Below are 22,855 nucleotides of genomic sequence, written 5' to 3' on the forward strand. Positions count from 1 at the left end.
GTGACCCGCTGGAAGCGGTAAAGCAAAAGCCCCGGCGCGCGAGGCGGCCGGGGCGATGATCTGCCACAACACGAACGGAAGTCTATTCGGGCAGTTCGTAGATCTCGATGAGGGCGTTGCCGGAGGAGCCGTCGGCGGAGCTGACCTCGACGGAGTAGGCGCCGGGGGCGAGGGTGACGACGAGGCCGGCGTCCTTGGCGCCGGTGGTCAGATCGAACGCGCCGACGGTGGTGTTGGCGGTGGTGATCTCGGCGGCGGTGGCGACGCGTTGGCCGGTAAAGACGGCGGATGTGGTCTCCCAGTCGTCGTTGGCGGCGACGACCTGCTTGTCGGTGTTGAACACCTTGACCTGCGGGTCGAGCAGCACGTCGGAGACGCCGTGGGCGGCGAGGCCGGGGCCGATGCCGCGCACCAGGATGCGCTTGGGGCTGTTGCCGGTGACCACGAAGCCGCCGACCAGGACCCGCTCGCCGCCGGCGACATCGCCGCGGGAGGAGATGTTGATCAGGCGCTGGTATTCAGAATTTGGATTCTCGGAGGCGTCGTAGATCTCGGCAATGGCCACGCCGGCGGCGCCGGTGTTGTTGACGTGCAGGGTGTAGATGCCGGGATCGAGCTCGGTGACGAGGGCGGCGTCGAGGCTGTCGGCCGGGAGCGGGAAGGCGCCGGTGACGGTGGTGGCCATGGCGACGTTGGCGTCCTCGCTCCACGAATCGATGGTGGCGACCTGGTTGCCGTCGACGTCGAAGAGGGTGATCCGCGGATCGGCGACCGGACCGTCGATGCCGTAGTCGGCTAGGGCGGGCCCCACGCCGCGCAGGAGCACGCGCTTGGCGGTGTCGCCGCCGATGACGAAGCCGGAGATGAGCGGGCTGCCGGCGGCGCTGTCGACGTAGGCGCGGGTGGAGAGGTTGATGAGGCGGTCGGTGCGCACGGTGGAGGTGGCGAGACCGGCGAAGGCGTCCTCCTGGCCGTCAGGCAGGATGATGGTGCCGGAGACGGTGGTGGTGGGCGCGTCGACGTTGCCGTTGATGGTGAGGTTCTGCTCGGTGGTGATCGAGAAGCCACCGCTGCTCGCGATCGTGCCGGAACCGCCGCTCACGATGGTGGGGGTGACGGCGATGACGTAGACCTTGCCGGTGGTGCCCACGATGGAGGTGGTGGTGCCGCTGGACGAGTTGAGCGAAGAGGACTCGTAGAGCCCGGCGATGTTGGCGGTGGGGCCGTCGGCGGGTTCGAGGGAACCGGTGAGGGTGACGCCGAGTTCGGCGATTTGCAGGCTGAGCGTGCCGTTGGTGATGGAACCGGTGAAGGTGTAGGCCATCTCGTCGGCCGCGATCGTCGGTTCATCGGCGCCGAGTTGGCGGCGGAGCGAATTAAAGGCCAGCGACGAGGCGGCGGAGGTCGGGTTGCCGAGCAATTGCAGGCGCGTCGCGGTGACGGTCTGGTCGGGTTGGACCTGGAAGGTGAGGATGTAGAACTGGCCAGTGGCAGCGATTTTGCCGAAAAGCGTGCCGGTGGTCTTGCCAGCGGGAATCTCGACCGCGAACTCGGTGCCGTCGGAGGTGGTGCCGAAGTAGACCAGCGGACCGGCGGCGAGCACGTTGAAGCTCTGCGAAACCGAATCGGCCGCGGTGTAGTAAAGGTCTCCCCCCTGGTCGGCGCGGATCACAACGGTGCCGGTGGCGCCGGTGAGGGTGACGGTGTTGCCCGAGATCAAGGCCGGGCCGGAGACGACGGTGTAGGTGATGGGCAGGCCGGACGGGGAGGTGGCGGCGAGGGTGAAGGAGCCATCGTTGGCGCGCTTGTTGGCGATGGACGGGAAGTCGATCGGGTTGGCCAGGCTGGGCGCCGGGCTGAAGGCGAGCGCGTCGACGGCGAGGGTGGTCGCGGACGGCACGGTGTCGGTGCGCAGGATGAGCTCGGCGGTGACCGCGGAGTCGGTGCTGATGCCGGCGGGATAAGTGACGGTGAAGGTAAAGGTGGCACTCTCGGCGGGCACATCGATGTAAGCCCATTCCAAGGGCGAAGTGGTGCCGGCGCTGGGGCTGATGCTCGGGCCGTCGCCGATGACTTGGCCGAAGGACCAGCCCTCGGCGAGGGTGATGGACCAGGCTAGGGCGGTGGTGTCGGCGGGGTAGTTGGTCGCGGAGGCGGTGAAGGTGAGGGTGCCGCCACCAGCGAGGGTTTCGTCGCTGGTGGCGGTAAGGCTCACGGTGGCCGTGGGCGTGGTGGGCTCGGTGTCAGCGATAACGGTGGCAACGGTGGCGCTGAACAGGAACGCGGTGAAGAGGGAGGACTTCATGGGAGGAAGGAGTGGGTTGGGCGGGTTCGGGTTCAGGGCGGTTTAGCCTTCGGTGGAGCGCAGGTTGGGCTCGAAGCCGTCTTCGCTTGATTTCGAAGGTCGGTAGGCGCCGGTGCGGCTATCTCCCTGACGGACGTTGTAGAGCTGGATGACGCGGGTGAGCTCAACCAGACTGATGCGGCCGTCGCCGTTGGAGTCGGCGGTGTGGGGGACGATGCGATCACCGTCGCCGGGGGCGTAGCGATCCTCGGTTTCCTCATCGGAGCGGTAGGCGCCGGTGCGCACGGTGCCCTCGCGGAAGTTGTAGAGTTCGATGACGCGGAGGAGTTCGCCGAGGTCGATCTGGTAGTTGCGATCGGTATCGGCGAAGTGGTGACCGAGCGAGATGGAGAGGACGCCGTTGGCGGTGGTGAGGCTGTAGTTCGCGGCGGCGAGGGTGCCGAGCTCCACCTCAACCACATACTCGCCGACGGGGCTGGACCGAGTGGCATCTAGGGTGAGGTCGGGTTCGCCGGTGAGGACGGACTCATCCTCGTTATTGACGAAGCCCGTGTAGGTGAGCTCGAGCTCGGGGTTGGGGTCGCCGTAGAAACGGCCCGCGGGTTCGGTCGAAACGGTGAGAGGCGCCGGCGAGATGTCGGCGGTGATGGCGGGCAGGACGAGCTCGTAGTTGCCGGCGTCGGCGCCGGAGAGCTCGAGGCCCTCGACGGTGACCGCGATGCCGGTGCCGGCGTTGGCCGAGGCGAAGGTCGCGCTGGCGGCGTCGGTGACGAGGGTGACGTCGTCTGGGCCGGAGGGCTGTGGTTGGGTGGCGGCGTGGAACTCGAGGTTAGGGGCGGTGAGTTCGCCGCCGGTGGGGGGGGAGCGATCATTGCTCTCCAGGACGCCGCTGAGGGCGGCGCTGGTGGTGTCGAGGGTGGCGGCGGTGGTGCCGTCGTAGACCTTGTTCGGTATCAGGATTCCGGTGACGTCGAGCGGTGCCGGGGTGATGGTGGCGGTGACGGAGGCGGGCGTGTTGAGGTAGTAGTTGCCGGCGTCGGTTCCGGTGAGGCTGACGGAGACGGCCAGACCGATGGTGCCGACGGAGGCCTTGCCCTTGGCGTAGGCGAAGGTGGAGGTTGCGTCGACCGAGACGTCGTCACCGTCGACGAGGTTGGTGAACTGGGCGTTGCTGGAGTCGACCTGAACGATGGCGGTGGCGTCGTAGACGCGGTCGATGGCGGTGAAGCCGGAGACATCGATGGGGCGTTGGGCGACGAAGAAGTTGAGGGCGAGGGAGCCATTGTTGCCGGCGGCATCGGTGGCGATGAGGGTGAGCTCGCGGTTGGAGGCCGGTAGGTTCCCGATCAGGGAGAGCACACCGGTGCTGGAGTCGAGGGAGAGCTCATCGGGCAGGCCGGTGTGAGTGAAGGACACCGGGTCCCCGGCGGCGGTGAGGGTGTAGTCGATCGGCTCGCCGTAGGTGGTGTTGATCTGATTGACGCTGGTGATAACCGGCGCGGTGGTGTCGACGGTGACGGAGAGCTCGCCGGACGGGGCGGAGGCGTTGCCGGCGGAATCGATCACGATGGCGGCGACGGTGGTGAGGCCCTCGGCGAGGTCGCTGTCGGGGGTGAAGGTCCACAGCCCGGACGGGCCGGCGGTGACGAGGCCGACCACGGTGTCGTTGAAGTAGACGGCGACGGTGGCGTCGGCCGAGGCGATACCTTGGATAGAGGGGCGAACCCGGTTGGTGATGCCGTCGGAGAAGGACACGCCGGTGTCGTCGACGAGGGAGAGGCTGGGCGTTGCCGGGGCGTCGGGCGCGGTGGTGTCGACGGTGAAGGTGAGCGTGGCCGAAGGGCCGGAGTTGTTGCCGGCCTGATCGCCCGCGTAGACTTGGATCGGGTAGACGCCGTCGTCGAGCGCGTCGGCGGTGACGGCGAAGTCACCATTGGCGTCGGCGGCGCCGATGCCGATGAAGCCGCCTTCAAAGTCCAGATAGATCGTGGCGAAGGGCTCGGAGGTGCCGGTGATGGTCGGGGTGTTGTCGTTGGTGAGGTTGTCCGCGCCGTTGGCGCCGGAATCGGAGGCACCGTCGAGGGCGACATTGGTCGGGGCGGCGGGGGCGATGTCGTCGACGACCGTGATGGTGAAGGCCTTTTGGAAGGTCTCGCCGGACGCATCCGTCGCCTGGATACGCACGGAGTAGGAACCGGGGCTGACAGGATCGGTGCCGCTGACGCTCAGGGTGGCGTCGGTGATGGCAAAGAGGGTGTTGCTGGTGTCACCCTCGCCGTCGACTAGGTTGAACGTGTGGCTGTCGCCGCTGTCGGTGTCGGTGGCGGTAAGCGTGCCGACATTGGCTCTGGCGCTGGTAGACTGGTTGATCGAGGCCCCGCTGAGCGTGATGTCGGTGGGAGCCTCGTTGGTGCTGACGATCACGCCGGAGAGGTCGGGGGCGGTGAAGCTCAGGATGGCGTCGTAGCCGTTGTTGTCGGCTTGGATGGTGCCCCCGTTGAGGTCGATGGAGGAACCGACCGCAATGCCGTCGGCGTCGTTGTCGCCAGCTTGGATATTGTAGGTGAAGACAACGCTGGTCGCGTCGCTGGGCCCCGCGTTGTAGGTGGCGTAACGGGTTTCGGTGCCGATGGTGATCGCAATGCGCGGGGTGCCGGTGACCGTGACGGCTTTGCTGAAGGTGGCGACCAGGTTGATGGAGGCGCCGGTGCCGTGGGTGTCATTGCCGGTGCCGTCGGCGAGGGTGAAGGTGGGTTGGGCGAAATCGAGCGACACGGGATCACTCTCGCCGGCGTCGGCGGGGTTGCTGTTGCCGTTCGGATCGGGATCGGTGCCGGCGTCGGTCAGGTCGATGGCGAGGCTGCCGAATGGCGCGGTGCCAGAGGCGAACGTTTGGAGAAAGTAGATGCCCTCGCCGTCGCCCTGGTCGGATACGGTGTCCAGGTTGATGACCAAGCGGATCTGGGCGGTGTCGCTGGTGGCGAGGGTGCCGCCGCCGGCGAGGAGCGCGGTCGTGCCGCTGCCATCCCAGGCCCCGTTCAGGGTCAGGGTGCCGGGGTCGTCCACGAAGGTCGGAGCGGAGGTGATGCTATAGTTGCCGGCGCCAAAAACGGCGTCGAGGTCGAGGGGCAGGGCGAGGGAGGACAGGGTGCCGGAGCCGAGATTCTCGAGGTAGACGTCGAGGGTGATGGCGGTGTTGTTGACGGTCGCGTCGAGGGCCGCACCGAGCGCGCGGGCTTCGGAGAGGTTGATGGTGGTGATGTCGTCTTCGCCGGCGCCGTCGGCCGAGCCGTCACCGTTGGGGTCGGGGTTGATGCCGTAGTCGGAAAGGTCGGAGAGGGCGTCACTGTTGGAGTTGGTGCCATTGACCGTGACCTGCGTCGGATAGACGCCGATGCCGTTGCCTTGGTCGGTGACACTGGTGACGCCGACCACGGTGCGGAACCGGGCATAGGCGCCGGGGGCGAGCGAGCCGTCGGTGATCAGGCGGGAGAAAATGCTGAAGCCGAAAAACTGGCCGGAAAGCGTCAGGGTGTCGGAGCCTTCGAGCAGGGTGGGTTGCGATTGAATGCTGTAGTTGCCGGAGCCGAACACGTCGTTGAGGGGGTGTTGCAGCGTGATGCCGGTGATCTCGTCGTCGCCGAGGTTGCGGATGACGTAGTCGAAGGTGACTTGGTTGCCGGAGATGTAAGTGTGCAGCGCGACGCCGAGGGTCGCGGGCGGTAGCGTGTCGGCCGAAGCGGTCGGGGAGGCCTCGCCGGTGGAGGCCGAGTCAGCCGCGGCGAGTTGGCCGGCGGTCCATCCACAGGCGAGGAGGACCATCAAGGTGAAGCGCACGATCGAGTAACGCAGGTGGGACGACGGGAGGGAGGCGAAGTTGGGCATGGTGGATCGCGGAGAAGCCGTGGATAGGGAGAGCAACCGCGGTCGCGGATCGGGACCGGCGTTGCGGGTTGACGAACGGGTGGGGTGATGACCCCGGTCCGGACCGTGGGGGAGGTGCTAGGCCCATGTGGACTCCGCATTGATCGGCGGTAGGAGAATATGACCGGCGGTCACGCTAATGCCGGGCGCTTGCAGCAGGCAGGGTGCAACGCAGCCACTCGTTGGCGCTCGCGGCCACGGGCGGTGGCTGAGATTGGCGGGGTCGGCGATGCCGCCCTACCGACGCCGGCGCTGGTAGCTCACGTAGCCGAGGATGAGCATGCCCAACAGGAGCGCGTAGGTTGAGGGCTCGGGAACCGCGCTCAGGCTGGTGTAGGTGAGAGCGAGGTCGTTGCCGCCGTTGGCGAGGGCGATCGCGAAGCTGCCGTTGGTGGCGTTGGCGAAGCCGCTCGTATCCAGACTGAAACTACCGCCGATGGAGGCGCCGTTGCCGAAGGTGATGCCGCCGGTGGTCGAGACGAAGGTCCAGGAGTAGTTGGTGTTGGCGTCGAAGTTGTCCATCGCGCCGGCGACGTTGCCGGCGGTGAGGGTGTCGAGGTTGAGGCTGAAGGGCGTGCCGCTGGTGGCGTTGATGGTGAGCGATCCGGTGAGGTCGAGCAGGTCCCAGGAGGTGCCGACGATGCCGGTGGCGTCGTTGATCTCGAAGACGAACTCGCCGCCGCCGTTCCAGACCGTGTCGCCCGCGCTGAGGGTGCCGGGCGAGTTGCCGGGCGAAAGGATGCCACCGTCGTTGAGGGTGAGGTCGCCGAGGGTGCCGGTGCCGGAGAGGGTGCCGCCGCTGTTGATGGTGAAGGCGCTGTTGGCGGCCGAACCGGTGAGGCGGAGTCGGCCGGCGTTGACGGCGGTGCCGCCGGTGACGGTGTGGTTGCCGGAGAGGGTGAGGACGTTGGTGCCGGCCTGAGTGAGGGTGCCGGCGCCGGAGATGTCGCCGGCGAAGGTCTGGTCCGTGGAGGAGTTGAAGATCAGGGCCCCTTCGTTGGTGATGTCGCCCGCGATCGACCCGGTGCTGCCCCCGTTGCCGATCTGGAGTGTGCCGGAGATGTAGGTCCCGGCGGGGAGGGCGCCGGCTGTGTGGGCGGCGTCACCCGTGAGGGTAAGGGACCCCGCCTCGACCCAGAGGCCGCCGGAGCCGGTGAGGGAGCCGGCGAAGGTGTTATCCCCGGACTGGTTGTGAAAAAAACCTCCGTTGAGGGTGACGGCTTCGGCGCCGACGTTCACCCCGTCGACGAGTCTGAGGTAGGTATAGGAATTGACGGTGGTGCCGGCGGTGGTGGCGCCGAGGGCGGTGTCATGGGCGACAACGAGGTTGCCGGAATTCACGGTGGTCTCGCCTTCGTAGGAATTGGCACCGGAGAGTGTGAGCTCACCCGAACCGGCCTGGGTCACGGTGCCGGAGCCAGAGATGATGCCGGTGAAGTTGCGTTCGGTTGCGTGGCCGTTGGCGAAGACGAGAGCGCCATCGTTGCTGATGTTGCCGGTGATCCAGCCGGTGTCGCCGAGGTTGCCGATTTGGAGCGTGCCGGAGTAGATGTCGGTGCCGCCGGTGTGGGTGGCGTCGCCGACGAGGTTAAGGGAGCCGGTATGGAGCGTGACCGTGCCGGAGCCGGAGATGTCGCCGTAGAAGGTGTTGTCCCCGTATTGGCTCTCGAAGTAACCCCCGTTGAGGGTGACGGCTTCGGCGCCAATGGTAATCCCGCCATTGATGTTGAGGAATGCTCCGGAATTGACGGTGGTCCCGGCGGTGGTGGCGCCCAGCGCGTTGCTACGGTTCACCGTAAGGGAGCCAGCGTTGATGGTGGTTTCGCCTTCGTAGGAGTTGGCGTTGGAGAGGGTGAGGTGGCCGCTGCCGTCTTTGTAAAGCGCACCGGAACCGGTGATCTGTCCGTAGTAGGTCGAGACGTAGGAGGAGCTGACCGTCAGGGTGTTGCCGTTGAGCGCGATGACGTGATTGATGCCATTCGACGATAGCCCGCCGATGGTGGGATTGAGTCCGCTGTCGAGGGTGACTGTGCCGTCGGTGCCTTGGAAAACGGCGATGGCGGTGGTATCGTTTTGCAGTCCGGTGAGAGCGCCGGTCGTGGAACCGATGCGCCAGCCGGTGGCGTCGGTCCAGGTGCCGGTGCCGCCGGTGGCGGACGAGCTGTCGCCGTCGGCGTCCCAATAGAGGTAGCTTTCCTGCGCGGCGAGGGGAGGAGCGATTCCACCGCCGAGCAGCAGAGTGACGAGGGGCAGGCACGCGAAGCGGACGCGGCGGGAGCGCGAGGAGCGAGTATTGAGCATGGCGGCGGTGATGGCCGCATTAGCCAATGCATCGGGGGTTTCTCTTTAACTGTTGAGTGACGAACTTGGGTTTTGTGTGACGAACGTCGTCGGGGCCGTTGTCGCGCCAACGGACCCCGGGTGTTTTAATCAATGGTGTAGCTGCCGGGCTCGGTGAGCCCGGGATTCCGGCGGAGAGGCACATGCACCGGGCTCACCGAGCCCGGCTACAGTGATGCTTTGAACCGACTGCCTTCTCGGTGGCTACGTCTACGGCGTGTTTGCAACGACTCTACTTTCGATCCAACCGGGATCGAGTCGCGGGCCAGTGGCGCTGGGTGACGACGATGGGATCGTTGCAGCCAAGCAAAACCAACTGACCGGTGCGGTTGTCTTCGACCGACTCATACCGCCTCACATGCTGAAAATTGACGAGTGCGTCGCGCGCCACCCGGGTGAGCAGGTGGGGGCAAAGCTGGTCTTCCCACGATTTGAGGGTGCGGCGAATGAAGTGATGCTCGCCATTGGCCTGATGAACGTGGGTGTAGTTTTGGGCGGCACGAATCACGCTGATATCGGCGGCGGCAATGAACCGGGCTCCCTCGTCGGTCGGCAGGTGCACCAGATCGTCGGCTGCCAACTCGGCAGCGGCGGGAGCGGATTCGACGCCCAGTCGCGACAGACTTTCGGCCAGGCGGGCGGGTTCCACCGGTTTGAGCAGGTAGTCGAGCGCGTTGACGGTGAACGCGCGGATCGCGTGTTCGTCGTAGGCCGTGACGAAGATGATGCGGGCTGCCGGCCGGACCATTGGCACGAGGTCGAAGCCGGTGCCCCCGCGCAGTTCGATGTCGAGGAAGACGAGGTCGTAGTCGTCGAGAGTGAGGCGTTTGTGTGCCCGGCCGACGGTGGCGGCTTCGCCGACGATGGTGACCTCGGGATGATGCGAAAGCAGTTCGCGCAGCTCGGTGCGGGCGCCGGGATTGTCCTCGATGATGAGTGCGCGAATCATGGGGAGACGGAGAGGCAGGATGGACTGGTTTGGTTTTTAACCACGGATGGACACAGATGGCTTCGCCTACCGGCTACGCACCGCAGTTACCAAAGCTTTGTTATCTTCGTTTCCTTCTGTAAAAATTAACCGGTGTGTAGGGTTAGGGTGGCGGTGACGGTCGTGGCGGTTTTCGTGAAGGTGAGGGTATGGCGGTTGGGGTAGGCGTGGGCGAGGCGGGCGCGGAGGTTGGTGAGTCCGACGCCGGTGGAGGGTTTGGCGGTGGCGGCGGTGGCTTCGATCCACGGACCGGTATTGGTGATCTCGATACGGAGGGTGGTGGGGCTTTCCGATCGGATGGTGATGGTGACGCGGCGGTGGTCGGTGTCGTCCTCGTCGGCGTATTTGAGGGCGTTTTCGACGAGGGGTTGGAACAGCAACGGCGGGATCTCGATGTCGTGGGTGGCGGGATCGACGTCGCAGGTGAGGAAAAGATCGTCGTCTTCGGCGGCGGCGGCGACATCGAGGTAGGCGCGCAGGCGTTCGGCTTCTTCGCTGACGGGCACGAGCGGGGACTTGCGGCGGGTGAGGGCGAGGCGGCAGAAGTCGGAGAGGCGGCGGACGGCGACGCGGGCTTTGTCGGGGGCGGTGAGGATGAGGCCGTTGAGGTTGGCGAGGCTGTTGAAGAGAAAGTGCGGGTTGAGCTGGTAGCGCAGGGTTTCGAGCTGGGCGTTCTGCGCTTCGAGTCGAGCGACGGCGGCGGCGCGCCGTTTGAGGAGGAACGCCAGGCCGAGCACCAATGCGAGCATGGCCGCGGCAGTGCCGGTCGCGATGGACTGGCGGTGACGCGCTTGGGTGCGGGCGAGTTCGGCCTCGCGCAGAGCGTTGCGCACGGAAGCGAGATCGCGGGATTCGGCGGAATCGGTTATCATGCTCGCGGGGGTCAGCGATACCGGAGCAAAGGTCATCCGCGTGACCTTGGCGGCGGCCAAATCGTCCGGTAGCGAGGCGAGGAGTTCGTAGGCGGCCTGCCAGTTGCCGGCCTCCGCTTCGATTTCCGCCAGGAGGTGCGTCAACTCGGTGCGAATTTCGACGACCTCTTCGAATCGGGGAGTTTCTTTCGCGGCCAGCAGCATGGCTCGCGCCGCGGCGACATCGCCATCCTGCCGGTGCAGTCGGACCAGAGTCCGCACGACAGGCCAAGGCCGGGTTTCGTTTTCCCAGCGTCCCAGTTCCTCGGCTTGATCAAAATGAAAACGGGCGGCGGCATCGCGGTTTTGAGAGGCAGCGATCCGACCGAGGGCGGCATGTGCTTGAGCCTGTCGCGGACGGCTTTTTTCCGTTTTCGCCAACGTCAGGGCTTGGGTCCAAGTTTCCAGGTGGGTCTCGGCGAATTCCGGCATCTCCGGCGCGGTGATGGTTCCTTTCTGCGCCAAAATCGAAAAACGGTCGATCCCGGGGAGGGCAGCGGCGCGGTCGAAAAGCATAAAACTCTCAACCTTGCGTCCCTGTCGGAAGAGGATCTGAGCCTGAAGACACCAGGCCTCCGCAGCTGCTTCGTGTTGTCCGAGGGGAAGGGCGATCTCCAATGCCTGATCGGCAAAATCAAGGGCTCTTTCGCGGGGTCCGTGAGACCAGGAAACGCGGGCGAGTCCGAGCAGGATATCCAGGGAGGCATCGGCCTGTTCCAAGTTCCGGGCCAACTGCAGGGCCTGCACGTAGGCTTGGTAGGCTTCCGCCCACCTCTCTTCTCTCTCCCGGATTTCCCCGATCTGCTGAAAAAGCCGCAGTTTAGTGGGCATCAGGGAATCACCGGTTTGGTGGGCAACCTCTTCGACAAATCGATCAAAATGATCCGACCCGACGGGTGCCGCCGTGAAGCTCGCCAATGCCCGCTCGTAGTCCCAGTCGGGATCCGTTGCCGGCGTATCTTGCGCGAAGGTGACGAGTGGGCATATCCAGGCTACGGCAAGCAATGCCACGAAGCGGAGCACGATGTTTGGCCCGACGGTGTTCATCGTGGGTTTGGTCGCCACCCGGTTAAAAAGGCAGGCGCAGGGTCACGTCGTAGGTGCGGCCGAGCGGCGAGTAGAGGCTTTGGTTGTAGCCGTAGGGGGTGTTGGCGAAGGGGGGCTGGCGGTCGGTCAGGTTGCCGACGCCGACTTGAAGGCGGGCGTTCTGGCCGTGGCCGCGCCAGAGGCCGTCGGCGAAGGTGTAACCGAGGCGGAGGTCGATCGTGGTCCAGGATGGGGTGGCGGTGGATTGGTCGAAGAACGGGCCGCTGCGGTTGCTTTCGTAGCCGGACAGGTGGCTGGCCATGACGGTCGCGTCCCAGGCGCCGCGTTGCCAGAAGAGCGAGGCGAGGCCGCGCCACTTGGGCGGCGAAACGGTGTCGGCGCCGTCGAGGGTTTCGGCGGCGGGGCGGTCGGGCCGGTCTTCGAGGCGGTAGTCGAGCTGGCGCACGGCGCTGGCGTTGAAGGTGAAGTGGCCGAGGGTGTCGGTGGAAAAATCGTAACGCAGGCCGAGGTCGAGCGCGCGGGTGTAAACCTCGCCGAAGTTGAGGGTGGTGGTGTCAACGGTGGTGATGTCGCCGTTGGCGTCGCGGATGACGCGACCGGGGAAACGGGACTCGTGGTTGACGACCGTTTGAACGCCGAGCTCGTTCAGTTTGTTGGCGTAGTAGGTCTCGGTGAGGTGGCCGTGTAGGGATAGTCCGGATACGCGTTTGGGTGCGAAGGTCAGGCCGTATTGGTAGGTCTGGGAAGTTTCGGGCGTGAGGTCGGGATTGCCGCCGCGCAACCAGGTGGTGCTCACGTTGGCGCCGCCGTTGCGTGGGTCGCGCACGGTGGTGGTGCCGCTGGTGACCACGTCTTCGAGTTCGGTGAGAGCGGGGGCGCGGAAGCCCTCGGCGTAGGTGGCGTAGAGAGTCAGGGCCGGGATGGGCGCCCAAGTGAAGCCGAGCGACGGCGTGGTTTCGGCGAAGGCGTCGGTGCGCTCGTAGCGGGCAGCCACGCGGGCGCTGAGGTGGGAGAGGAGCGGGGCGGAGCGCTCTTCGCTGAAGAGCGGCAGGTAGAGTTCGGCAAAGGCGGCGGAGGTCGTGCGGGCGCTGCGGATGGTGGGGGGTTGGGCGAAGACCGGATCGGTGGACTCGCGATGGCGTTGAGCGCGGAGGGTTTCGGCGCCGGCGGCGAAGAGGGCATCGCCGGCGGGCAGGGTAAAGGCGGGGCCGCGCAGGGAGGCGTCGAAGCTGGTGACGCGCGAGCTGCCCTCGATGCGGGCGGTCTTCATGATGCGCTCCTCCGCGGCGGCGTCGAGTGGGCCGGTGACCGCGGGGTCGGCGAAAGGGTTGTAGGAACCGTCGGCAAGGGCGGCGATGAAGCCGGGGAGGTCGAGTTCGCGGTTGCGGCTGTCGAAACCCTCGTGGCTGAAGTTCAGGTGGGCGTCCCATTGCCAGCGCTCGCTAAGGTGGCCGCGCAGGCCGGCGGTGACGGTGGTGAAGTCGACGTCGACGGTTTGCGGGCGCGGGGGGGCGTCGGCGATCACGCCGGTGTAATAGAGCTCCTGACCGAAGGGATTGCCGGGAGCGTCGGCGGGGATGAGGGTCTGCGCGCCGCCGAAACCGCCGCCGGAAACGGCGGGAGGTTCGAGGGTGGTTTCGGATGTGCGGTCGGTCCAGGTGACGCGAGCGAAGGCTTCGAGGTTGTCGCCAAAGGTGGTGCTGGCGGAGGCGCGCAGGCCGAGCTGTTCAGAGGCGCCGATGAGGTCTTTGATGGCGGCGGAGTCGTAATAACGCAGGCGCGAGGCGGAGAAGCCGCTGGCACCGGTGACGTCGCCGGGCGTGAGACCGGTGCCATCCTGCCCGGGGGGAACCAACGCGAACCGGGCGGGGTTGCCGTCGGCATCGGTGAGGCCGTTGAGGTTGCCGGAGCGAGCACTGAGGACGGCGGGTGAACCGACGAGGAGGCGGTGATCGCGGCCGCCGAGATCAGTGAGGTTTTGGTTGGCGGAAAAGTCGCGTTGGGCGGCGCGCAGGGCGTTTTGCGAGCGGGCGGTGAGGCTGAGGAACAGGTTGAGGCGGTCTGTGACGAGGCCGGTGGAAAGGGTGGCGTGGCGCTCGAAGGCACCGCCGTCGAAGGTGCCGCGCAAACCGGTCACGAGTTCGCTGCCGGAGTAGTTGCGGCGGAGGATGACATTGACCACGCCGCCGACGGCGTCGGAGCCATGCACGGCGGAGGCGCCGTTGGCGAGGACCTCGACGCGTTGCACCAGACCGAGGGGGATGGACGACAGGTCATAAAAACCGGCGCCGGTCGCGCTGGCGGTGTCTTCCTGGGTGGCGAGGGGCAGGCGTTGGCCGTCGATCAGGACGAGCGTGCCGCCGGCGCCGAGTCCGCCGAGTCCGACGGAGGACACGCCGGTCTGTTTGAGCGGAACGGAGGCGCCGGTGGTGAAGTTGAAGAAGGCGGTGGCGCTCCCGTAGGTGGGCGCGCCGTTGGGCACGGTGCCGAGGCCGGAGGCGGAGCCACCGTAGGTTTGGGGCAGGAGAGCGAGGAGGTTGGCGAGGTCGACCGCGCCGGAGCGCTGGATAAATGCCTCGTCGAGCACAACGGTGTTGGGCGAGGGCAGGGTGTCATCGGGGGTGACGAGGCGGGTGCCGACGACCGGGAAGGGATCCAGCATGATGCCCTCGGAAGAGGACGGCGTGGCGCTGGAGCCTTGGGCGAGAAGATTGGCAACGAGGAGCGAGGCCAGTGCCGCAAAGGACAGGGGACGCTGGGCAGAAAGCATAGGACGACCCAGACCCAAGGTGGGGAATTGCCCCCTGTCACTCCCTTTAGGCCGCAATGGGTCCATTGGTGGGCATAAAAACGCCGCAGTCCGGTGGGACGGCTGCGGCGGTAAAGTCAGGCGGGCGCCGGAAGGTCAGCGATCGCCGTCGAGCAGGCGCCCTAGTCCGCCGAGGACGGAGCCTTCGCCCTGGGCCTTGCCGCCGGTGCGTGGGGCGGCGGCGATGATGCGGTCGGCGAGGCGCGAGAAGGGCAGCGATTGCAGCCAGACCGTGCCGGGTCCGCGCAGGGTGGCGAAGAACAGGCCTTCGCCGCCGAAGAGGGCGGATTTGATGCCGCCAACGAACTTGATGTCGTAGTCCACCGAAGGCTGGAAGCCGACGATGCAGCCGGTGTCGACACGGAGGGTTTCGCCGGCCTGCAGGGTGCGTTCGTGCAACGTGCCGCCGGCGTGCATGAAGGCCCAGCCGTCGCCGGTGAGGCGTTGCATGATGAAACCTTCACCACCGAAGAGGCCGGCGCCGATGCGCTTGTTGAAGGCGATGCCGACCGAGACGCCCTTGGCCGCGCAAAGGAAGGAGTCTTTCTGGGCAATGAACTCACCGCCGAGGGCGGCCAGGTGCACGGGGACAATCTTGCCCGGGTAGGGCGCGCCGAAGGCGACTTTCTTTTTCCCGTAGGCCTGGTTCTGAAACACGGTCATGAACAGCGACTCGCCGGTGAGGAGGCGTTTTCCGGCGCCGAGAAGCGAGCCGACGAAACCGGAGTTTTGTTGGGAGCCATCGCCAAAGATGGTCTCCATTGCGATGCCGTCCTCCATATACATCATGCCGCCGGCTTCGGCGACGACGGCTTCGGAAGGATCGAGTTCGATTTCGACGAACTGCATGTCGTCGCCTTCGATCCGGTAGTCGATCTCGTGCATGGAATTCATGGGCAGGGAGTAAGGCTGATTTTGGCGGTGGTGAAAATGCGGAAGTCGGGAAATGGAAACGCGACGCCAAATTGGAACGTGATGGCGGCGTCGCGGGGAATCAGGCGGCGAGCGGATGTTTCTCGCTGGCGCGCGGGGCGCTCACGGCGCGGTCGTAGGAGACCGGGGGGCGGCCGTAATCGCGGAGCGCGATGGCGGCGAGGCCGCTGGTGATGCCGACGCCGACGACGAGGGCGAGCGGCGCGCCGAGGATGACGGCGGTCGGAGCGGCGATGGCGGCGGCGATGAGGGAAGTGGACGTTTTCATGGTCATCCTCATCACCCGGCACCGGTCCAAGAAGTTGCAGGATTCGCGAAAAAATTCGGTTGAGATGGGCGGGAAACTGCGCCGCGAGCTCGCCAGTCCGCGCGGGGCTGGCCTATGTCACGACCATGCCAAAACGTTTGAGTGTTTTCCGTCTCTGCCTGCTTGCCTCGAGCCTCGCGCTCGGCCTGTGCTGTGGGGCGATGACTGCCCATGCCGACAATGCCGCCGCGGCTTCCGCGAGCGACGAGGATCCGTTTCTCTGGTTGGAAGCGGTGGAGGACGAAGGGGCGCTCGACTGGGTGCGCGAGCGCAACGCGGTGAGTCTGGGCGAGCTGCAAAGCGCGCCGGGTTATACCGAACTCGAGGCGAGGCTGCGCGCGATCTACGACTCGAAGGATCGCATCCCTGGCATCACGAAGATCGGCGATAAGTTCTACAATTTTTGGCAGGACGCCGAGCACCCGCAGGGCATCTGGCGTCGCACCTCGCTCGAGTCCTACCGCAGCGAAAACCCGGAGTGGGAAGTCGTGCTCGACCTCGATGCACTCAACGCGGCGGAAGGTGAGAACTGGGTGTGGAAAGGTGCCGCCATTCTCGAGCCGACGGAAGACCTCGCGATCGTGTCGATCTCGCGCGGCGGTGCGGATGCAACCGAGAAGCGCGAGTTCGACCTCACCACCAAGACGTTCGTCGAGGGTGGTTTTGTGCTGCCCGAAGCGAAGTCCTACGTCGACTGGATCGATCGCGACACGGTGTGGGTCGGCTCCGACTTCGGTCGCGGCACGCTGACGGAATCCGGTTACCCGCGACAGATCAAAAAGTGGCGTCGCGGCACGCCGTTGGCGGAGGCGGAGTTGGCCTTCGAAATCGACCCCGAAGAGTTGGGTCTCTTCGCCTCGCACGTGGTCACCCGGGGGCATCACTACGACCTGCTCACGCGCGCGATGAGCTTCTACACCAATAAGGCCTACTTGTGGCGCCACGGTGAATGGGTGGAGGTGGCGAAGCCGGATGACGTGACCATCGGTTTGTTCGCCGACTGGATCACCTTTCAACCGCGCGAGGACTGGACGCTCGGCGGCAAGACCTACCTCGCCGGTTCGCTGCTCACGGCGAAACTCGACGCGTTCATGGCGGGCGGAACTGAGCTGCAGGTGGTGTTTGAGCCGAGCGCGCGCACCTCTTTGGACGCTTTCAGCGCGACCCAAAACTACCTCTTGCTCAGCGTGCTGGATAACGTGCGCAGCCGTCCCTACGCGGCCCACCACGGCGACGCGGGCTGGACGCTCACGCCGCTTGACGCGCCGGAGTTTGGCAAGGTGAGCCTGCGCGGCATCGATGCCGAGGCGAGCGATGCCTACTTCATGACGGTGGAGGATTTCCTCACGCCCACGACGCTCTACCACGCTGTCGTCGGTGAACCCGGCAAAACCTTGCTCAAGACGATGCCGGCCTTCTTCGATGCCACCGGATTGACGATTGAACAGCGCGAGGCGGTTTCGGCGGACGGCACCCGCGTTCCCTATTTTCAGATCGGTCCGGAGGACCTGAAACTGGAGGGCACCAATCCCACGCTGCTCTACGGTTACGGCGGTTTCGAAGTGTCGATGGACCCGTTCTACAGCGGCTCGGTCGGCGCCGCCTGGTTGGAAAAGGGTGGGGTGTATGTGCTCGCCAACATACGCGGCGGCGGTGAATTCGGTCCGCGTTGGCATCGCGCGGCCTTGAAGGAAAACCGTCAGCGGGCCTTCGATGATTTTGCCGCTGTGGCCGAAGACCTGATCGCGCGGGGTGTGACCTCGCGCGCGCATCTGGGCACGCAGGGTGGTTCCAACGGCGGCCTGCTCATGGGCGTGATGCTCACGCAGCGGCCTGACCTGTTCAGCGCGGTGCTTTGTCAGGTGCCCTTGCTCGACATGAAACGTTACCACCTGCTGCTGGCCGGCGCGTCATGGATGGGTGAATACGGAGATCCGGATATTCCGGAACAGTGGGCCTACATCAGCCAGTATTCGCCGTATCAGAATGTGAAGGACGGCGTCGACTACCCGCGCACCTTCTTTGTGACCTCGACCCGCGACGACCGGGTGCATCCCGGTCACGCCCGCAAGATGATGGCGCTGATGGAAAGTCACGGTCACGACGTGCTCTACTACGAAAACATCGAGGGCGGTCACGGCGGCGCGGCCAACAACGAACAGCGCGCCCGGATGAATGCGCTCGGCTTCCAGTTCCTCTGGAACGAGGTGAAGTAGTGCGGCCCGACGCGGTCAGCTCGCCCGGCTCAAGTGTTCCTGGGCGAGCAAGGCTGCGGCCACGCGGGTCTCGAGGCCCAGCTTCTCCAGGATGCTGCGCACCTGCTTCTTCACCGTGCCGGTGGTGTTGGCCAGGATCATCGCGACCTCGGGGTTGGTCTTTCCCTGGGCGATCCAGTAAAGGACCTCGGCTTCGCGCGGCGTGAGGCCGAGTCGCTCGAGGGTGCCGGGGCCGGTGGTGAGGATTTCCTCCAGCAGCAGGGTGATACACTCGGCCTCGCCAACCTCGGCCATGCGTCGCACGCGCAGCCGGCCACCCGTCACCGTCACCTCCGTCGGGGTCGGGTCGCTGGTGGGCTCCAGCACAAAGCGCAACGGCGGCGGCAACTCCGCCTCGGCGTCGACCCCGAAACATTCGCGGAGGAGTTGGGCGGCGCGTTGCGTGCAGAAGAGGATCTGCCCCTCGGTAGTGGAAACGAGCACGGCGCGATCGAGGGACTGGCGAAGGGCGCGCTCGGCTTCGATACGGCGGGCGATCTCGGTCTCCAGCGTGGCGTTGCGTTCGGCCAGCTCGTCGCGCAGCCGGCGCAGCTCCAGGTGCACCTGCACGCGGGCCATGACTTCGGCCGGTTGCAGGGGTTTGGTGATGTAGTCGACCGCTCCGGCCTCCAGGCCCTCGATCTTGTCGACCAGGTCGTCGAGTGCGGTGAGGAAGATGACGGGGATCGCCGCGAGCGCGCCATCGGCCTTGAGGCGGCGGCAGGTGTCGAAGCCGCTCAGCCCGGGCATGCAGACATCTAGCAGAATGAGGTCGGGGCGCACGCGCTGGGCGAGGGCGAGGGCGCGTTCGCCGTTCTCGGCCAGGTAGACGCGGTGACCGTGGGCGGACGCCGTGTCGATCAACACGGAGAGATTGGCGGGCACGTCGTCGACGATCAGCAGGGAACTCATGAGTCGGAGGCGGAGGATGGGCGGGCGAGGGCCGAGTCCAACCAACGGCGCAGCTCGGCGAGGCGGGCTTCGGCGGCGAGGGTGGCGAGGCCGGTGAGGAAGTCGGCGGCGGCGGGCTGTGCTTCGCGGGCGGTGGCGAGGGCGGTGCGCAGGCCCAGCAGATCGCCGTCCTCGGCGAGTTGATACAGTTCCTGCAGCACGGCCAGCGGAGGCAGGGGCGTGGCGGGAACGGGCGCGTCGGCCTCCACGTAACTGATCGGAGCGGGCGCGGTGGGCCAGATCCAAGTGAGCTGCAGCAGTTCGCCGATGACGCGGCAAAGCAGCGCGGTGTCGATGGGTTTGGCGACAAACTCATTGCAGCCGGCGGCGAGCGCCTGGTCGCGGTCGTCGGGAAAAACGCTGGCGGAGACGGCAATCACGCGGACGCCGGCGGTGGAGGGCACCGCGCGTAGGCGCCGCGTGGCGGTGAGACCGTCGAGGTTGCGCAGCCGCAGGTCCATGAGCACGAGGTCCGGCGGAGTGGCGGTGATGGCCCGCAGGGCGGTGTCGCCGTCGTCGGCCTCTTCCAACTCAAAGCCGAGCGGCGCCAGCAAGGTGCGCAGGACGTCGCGGTTGACCGGTTCGTCATCGACGATGAGCACGCGCCGTCGCGGACCGGTGTAGCCGGTGGGCAGGACGCGTTCGGCCGCAAACGGCGGTCGGGAATCGGTCGCCTCCACCGGAATGGCGAAGGCGAAGCGGCTGCCTTTGCCGAGCGTGCTTTGCAGGGTGATGCGGCCCTGCATGAGACCGACCAGGCGCTGGCTGATGGCAAGGCCGAGGCCGGCGCCCTGGGCGGCGAGCTGTGGGCCGGCGGCTTGCTGGAAAAAGTCGAAGACGCGGGCTTGGTCGGCGGGTGCGATGCCGGGTCCAGTGTCTTCGACGGCGAAGTGGAGGTGGCCATCGTGCAGCCCGACGATGAGCTCGACGCGACCGGTGGCGGTGAATTTCACCGCGTTGCCGAGCAGGTTGTAGAGGACTTGGCGCAGCCGGGCTTCGTCGATCACCACGGTCTCGGGCAGGGCGGTTTCGCTGCGCAGGCTGAAGGCGAGACGGCGCTGGCTGGCGCGCAGGGCGAAGACCTCCTGGAGGTGGCTGAGGAGGCGCGGCAGGGAGGTGGGCTGGAGATTGAGCTCCACGCGGCCGGCCTCGATCTTGGCGAGGTCGAGCACCTCGTTGATCATCTGCAGGAGGTGTTCCCCACTGTGCTGGATGGTGGTGAGCTGGCGGTTGATTTCGCCGGCGGTGTCCGGGCGATGGCGGAGGAGTTGGCTGTAGCCGAGGATGGCGTTGAGGGGCGTGCGCAGCTCGTGGCTCATGCTGGCGAGAAAGACGCTCTTGGCGCGATTGGCGGCCTCGGCCTCGTCGCGGGCCTGTTCGAGTTCGGCTTGGTTGAGGCGGAGCTCCTCGGTGCGGGCGGCGACCTGGGCGGCGAGCTCGGTGTTGCGGCGTTCGCTGCGGCGGGCGCGCAGGTGGGCGACGAGATAGAACATCGCGCCCAGCAGGCCGAGCGCGAGCAGCCGCGCCCCTGGCGTTTCCCACCAACGCAGCGGCACCACGAAGGGGAAATCGAGTGGCGCACTGAGGCGGCCGTCGTGGTCCCGGGCGCGGATCGAGAGCGTGTGTTCCCCGGACGGCAGGTAGTTGAGCGTGAGACTGCGGTTCGGCGTCCAGGGCGACCAGCCGTCCGGATCATTTTGGTCGAGGCGGGTTTGAAAGCGCAGGTCGGCGTCGTCGAGGCGATTGGTGCCGAAGACGAAGGTGAGCCGGGTCTGGTCGGGGGTGAGCGCAAGCGGCGTCCCCGGGGTGATGGGCAGGGCGCGGCCGTGGTTGTCCTCGATGCGTTGGACGTGGAGCGCATAGTCGAGGGGACGGACGTAGGCGGCGGGGATCTCGGCGCGCACCAAGCCGTCGCTGCCGCCGAGCCAAACGATGTCCTGGTCGCCGATCCGTTCGGTGAAGAGCATCGGGTTCTCCGCGATGGTGCGAGCGATGGTGAAGGGCAGGGCGTGCCATTGGTCGTCCGGCGACAGCCGACGGTAGACGCGGCCGTCCCAAGGTCCGGCGGCCGGACCCTGCTGAGTGGTGCGGATCCAGAGTTGGCCGTCGTTGCCCAGCTGGATGGTGCGGAGGGCGCCGTGGGTGAGTCCCAGTTCGGCCAGGGGATCGCGGGCGGGCACGAAACGCTGCTCCGCGGTATCGAAAGAATAGATACGGTTTTGGTCGAGGAAGCGAACCTGCCCGTCGGCCGCGGTCACCTGCGGCAGACCGGTGATCAGATCGGAGGGCAGGCCGTGACCGCCCGGGAACAGGTCGACCGTGAGCTGTTCGGCGGTGACGGTCTCGTCGTGCACCGCCCCGCTCACGCGGGCGAAGCCTCGCCCGCTGAGCGCCAACCACAGCGCGCCGTCGGCGTCCTCGACGATGGTGCGGACCTCCGTGCCGCCGACCTCATGCACGAGCTGCCGCGTCCAGCCCTGGTCGGTGCGGCGATACATGCGCAGTTCCTCCTCGGCGCCCACCCAAACGACGGCGGGGTTGCGGGAGGAGACATGCAGGGTGGTGAAGAAGGTCCGGGGCTCCAGGGTGGCGATCACCCGCGGCTCCGTGCCGGGGTCGACGATGTGCAGGCCGTTGCCCGCGAGCAGAAGCTCGTCGCCCGCCGAGGCGATGCCCCAGAAGGTGCCACGCGTGTCGGGAATGGGGTCGAAGCGCGCGCCGTGGAATCCGGCCTCGTCGATGCGGGCGGGCCGCAGGGCGTAGACCCCGGCGTTGGTGGTCACATAGAGGCGGCCCTGGTGCCGCAGGGCGGCGCGAATGCCGGCTCGCGGCAGGCCGTCGGCCGGGCCGAAACGCGTGAAGGTGGCGGGCCATTGAACCTGGGCGAGGCCGTTGTTGGCCGTGATCCACAGGCTGTCGGTGTCGTCGGTTTGCAGACCGAGCACCGTGTTGGAGAACAACGCGCCGTTTTCGGTGTGCAGGTGGTGTTGCACCCGGCCCGCGGGGTCGAGCAGGAACACGCCGGCTTCGTCGGTGCCGATGGCGAGGGTGCCGCCGGCGAGGCGTTGGACGGCGTTGACGCGCAACCGGCTCAGCGTTTCGGCCAGCTCGTTGGGCCAAGGTTGCAGGGTCGAGCCGCGGAGCACGTGGAGGCCGCGGCGCTCAGTGACGATGAGTTGGGCGTCGGTGGCGAGCGGGACCACTTTCAGCACCCAATCTTCGATGATGGGAGCCGCGGTGGAGACGTCACGCAGAGTGGTGCCGTCGAAGGTGCGCAGGGGCTCGCGGCGAAAGTGGAGCCACAGCACGTCGTCGATCACCGAAAGGTGCGTGCGGCGCCCGGGGTTGATGAGCGAGAGCTGGCCGTCGTGCCAGCGCAGGAGGCCTTTGATGCTGCTGAAGTAGATGCCGTGGGGGAGGGCGACGCACTGCTGGATGTCGAGGGTCTGGCGATCCTCGGTCGGGAGATGGCGGGTGAGGGAAACGAAATCGCGGCCGCCGACCGCATTGCGCTCCAGATAGCCGAACTCGCCGACGCCCGCGACCCAGATGCGGTCGTCGGCGTCGACCGCGAGTCCGCGAATGAACAGGCCCGGGACCGGAATGCGTCCCCACTCCTGTCCGTCGTAGGTGAGCACGAGGTCCTTGTTGCCCACATAAAGGATGCCGGCGCGATCCTGGACGGCGCACCAGTTCTGATTGTGCCCCTCGTAGTCGCGGACCCCGAAGGTGCGCAGCATCGGCAAGCCGCGCTCGCGATCCGGCTGCGGCGCGGATTGGGCCGTGAGCTGCCCAGCGCCGAGGACCAGCGTGAGAACCCCGAACCAAAATCGTTGAAGCTGCGGAAGGGTTATTAACACGTTGCGTGGCAATATCTCATGAAAGGGCGGGCGGGCGACATACTCCCATGGGGGTATATTTTCGCCGGAGGACCTTGCGATAGTCTGCGTCGCATGAGCCAGCCGAATGCCGACTGCCCTATCACTTTGTCGCCTGCCACCGTCCGTGGAGCAGGATCCGTCGCGCGAATTCCGTGCCGTTGCAGCCTGCGGCGGAGCCCCCTCTCGCTTTTTCGGCAGGTGCTG

11 protein-coding genes are annotated in these 22,855 nt (G+C 66.5%); 1 reads left to right on the top strand and 10 read right to left on the bottom strand.

The genetic code is table 11. The features are described 5' to 3' along the window. Positions 1–82 precede the first annotated feature (82 nt). From AC0MRV_RS03490 to AC0MRV_RS03525, 8 genes are all read right to left on the bottom strand, one after another. Positions 83–2,305 carry a hypothetical protein gene (locus tag AC0MRV_RS03490; RefSeq protein WP_472763042.1) on the bottom strand — a complete coding sequence of 741 codons (2,223 nt, stop codon included), beginning with the start codon at positions 2,303–2,305 and terminating at the stop codon, positions 83–85. A 42-nt stretch (positions 2,306–2,347) separates the two neighbouring features. Then, a complete protein-coding gene (locus tag AC0MRV_RS03495; RefSeq protein WP_472763043.1) occupies positions 2,348–6,190 on the bottom strand; it encodes an Ig-like domain-containing protein in 3,843 nt (1,280 codons plus the stop codon). 276 nt (positions 6,191–6,466) lie between these two features. Further along, positions 6,467–8,530 carry an autotransporter-associated beta strand repeat-containing protein gene (locus AC0MRV_RS03500; RefSeq protein ID WP_472763044.1) on the bottom strand — a complete coding sequence of 688 codons (2,064 nt, stop codon included), beginning with the start codon at positions 8,528–8,530 and terminating at the stop codon, positions 6,467–6,469. A 271-nt stretch (positions 8,531–8,801) separates the two neighbouring features. Further along, the gene (locus AC0MRV_RS03505; RefSeq protein WP_472763045.1) at positions 8,802–9,518 is read right to left on the bottom strand and encodes a LytR/AlgR family response regulator transcription factor; all 717 of its coding nucleotides are present in this window, start codon (positions 9,516–9,518) and stop codon (positions 8,802–8,804) included. Positions 9,519–9,643: 125 nt separating this feature from the next. Beyond that, positions 9,644–11,533 (bottom strand): tetratricopeptide repeat-containing sensor histidine kinase, encoded by a 1,890-nt coding sequence (locus AC0MRV_RS03510; protein ID WP_472763046.1) that lies wholly within the window; start codon positions 11,531–11,533, stop codon positions 9,644–9,646. A 4-nt stretch (positions 11,534–11,537) separates the two neighbouring features. Continuing rightward, the gene (locus tag AC0MRV_RS03515; protein ID WP_472763047.1) at positions 11,538–14,285 is read right to left on the bottom strand and encodes a TonB-dependent receptor plug domain-containing protein; all 2,748 of its coding nucleotides are present in this window, start codon (positions 14,283–14,285) and stop codon (positions 11,538–11,540) included. A gap of 135 nt (positions 14,286–14,420) precedes the next feature. Beyond that, positions 14,421–15,218 (bottom strand): TIGR00266 family protein, encoded by a 798-nt coding sequence (locus AC0MRV_RS03520; protein WP_472763048.1) that lies wholly within the window; start codon positions 15,216–15,218, stop codon positions 14,421–14,423. Positions 15,219–15,318: 100 nt separating this feature from the next. Next, positions 15,319–15,525: a hypothetical protein gene (locus AC0MRV_RS03525; protein ID WP_472763049.1), complete on the bottom strand. Its 207-nt coding sequence runs from the start codon at positions 15,523–15,525 to the stop codon at positions 15,319–15,321. Positions 15,526–15,650: 125 nt separating this feature from the next. Between AC0MRV_RS03525 and AC0MRV_RS03530 the strand changes: the two genes are divergently transcribed. After that, entirely contained in the window at positions 15,651–17,780 is a 2,130-nt protein-coding gene (locus AC0MRV_RS03530; protein ID WP_472763050.1) for a prolyl oligopeptidase family serine peptidase, read from the top strand. 15 nt (positions 17,781–17,795) lie between these two features. Here AC0MRV_RS03530 and AC0MRV_RS03535 read toward each other — a convergent pair whose 3' ends face one another. Both AC0MRV_RS03535 and AC0MRV_RS03540 read right to left on the bottom strand, forming a co-directional pair. Continuing rightward, entirely contained in the window at positions 17,796–18,731 is a 936-nt protein-coding gene (locus AC0MRV_RS03535) for a response regulator (RefSeq protein ID WP_472763051.1), read from the bottom strand. Further along, positions 18,728–22,630: an ATP-binding protein gene (locus AC0MRV_RS03540; protein WP_472763052.1), complete on the bottom strand. Its 3,903-nt coding sequence runs from the start codon at positions 22,628–22,630 to the stop codon at positions 18,728–18,730. Before AC0MRV_RS03540 ends, AC0MRV_RS03535 begins: the two co-directional genes overlap by 4 nt. Between the last annotated feature and the right edge of the window lie 225 nt (positions 22,631–22,855).

This window comes from Actomonas spartinae (genome assembly GCF_051209155.1).
In the GTDB taxonomy this organism is placed as follows: Bacteria; Verrucomicrobiota; Verrucomicrobiia; order Opitutales; family Opitutaceae; genus Actomonas.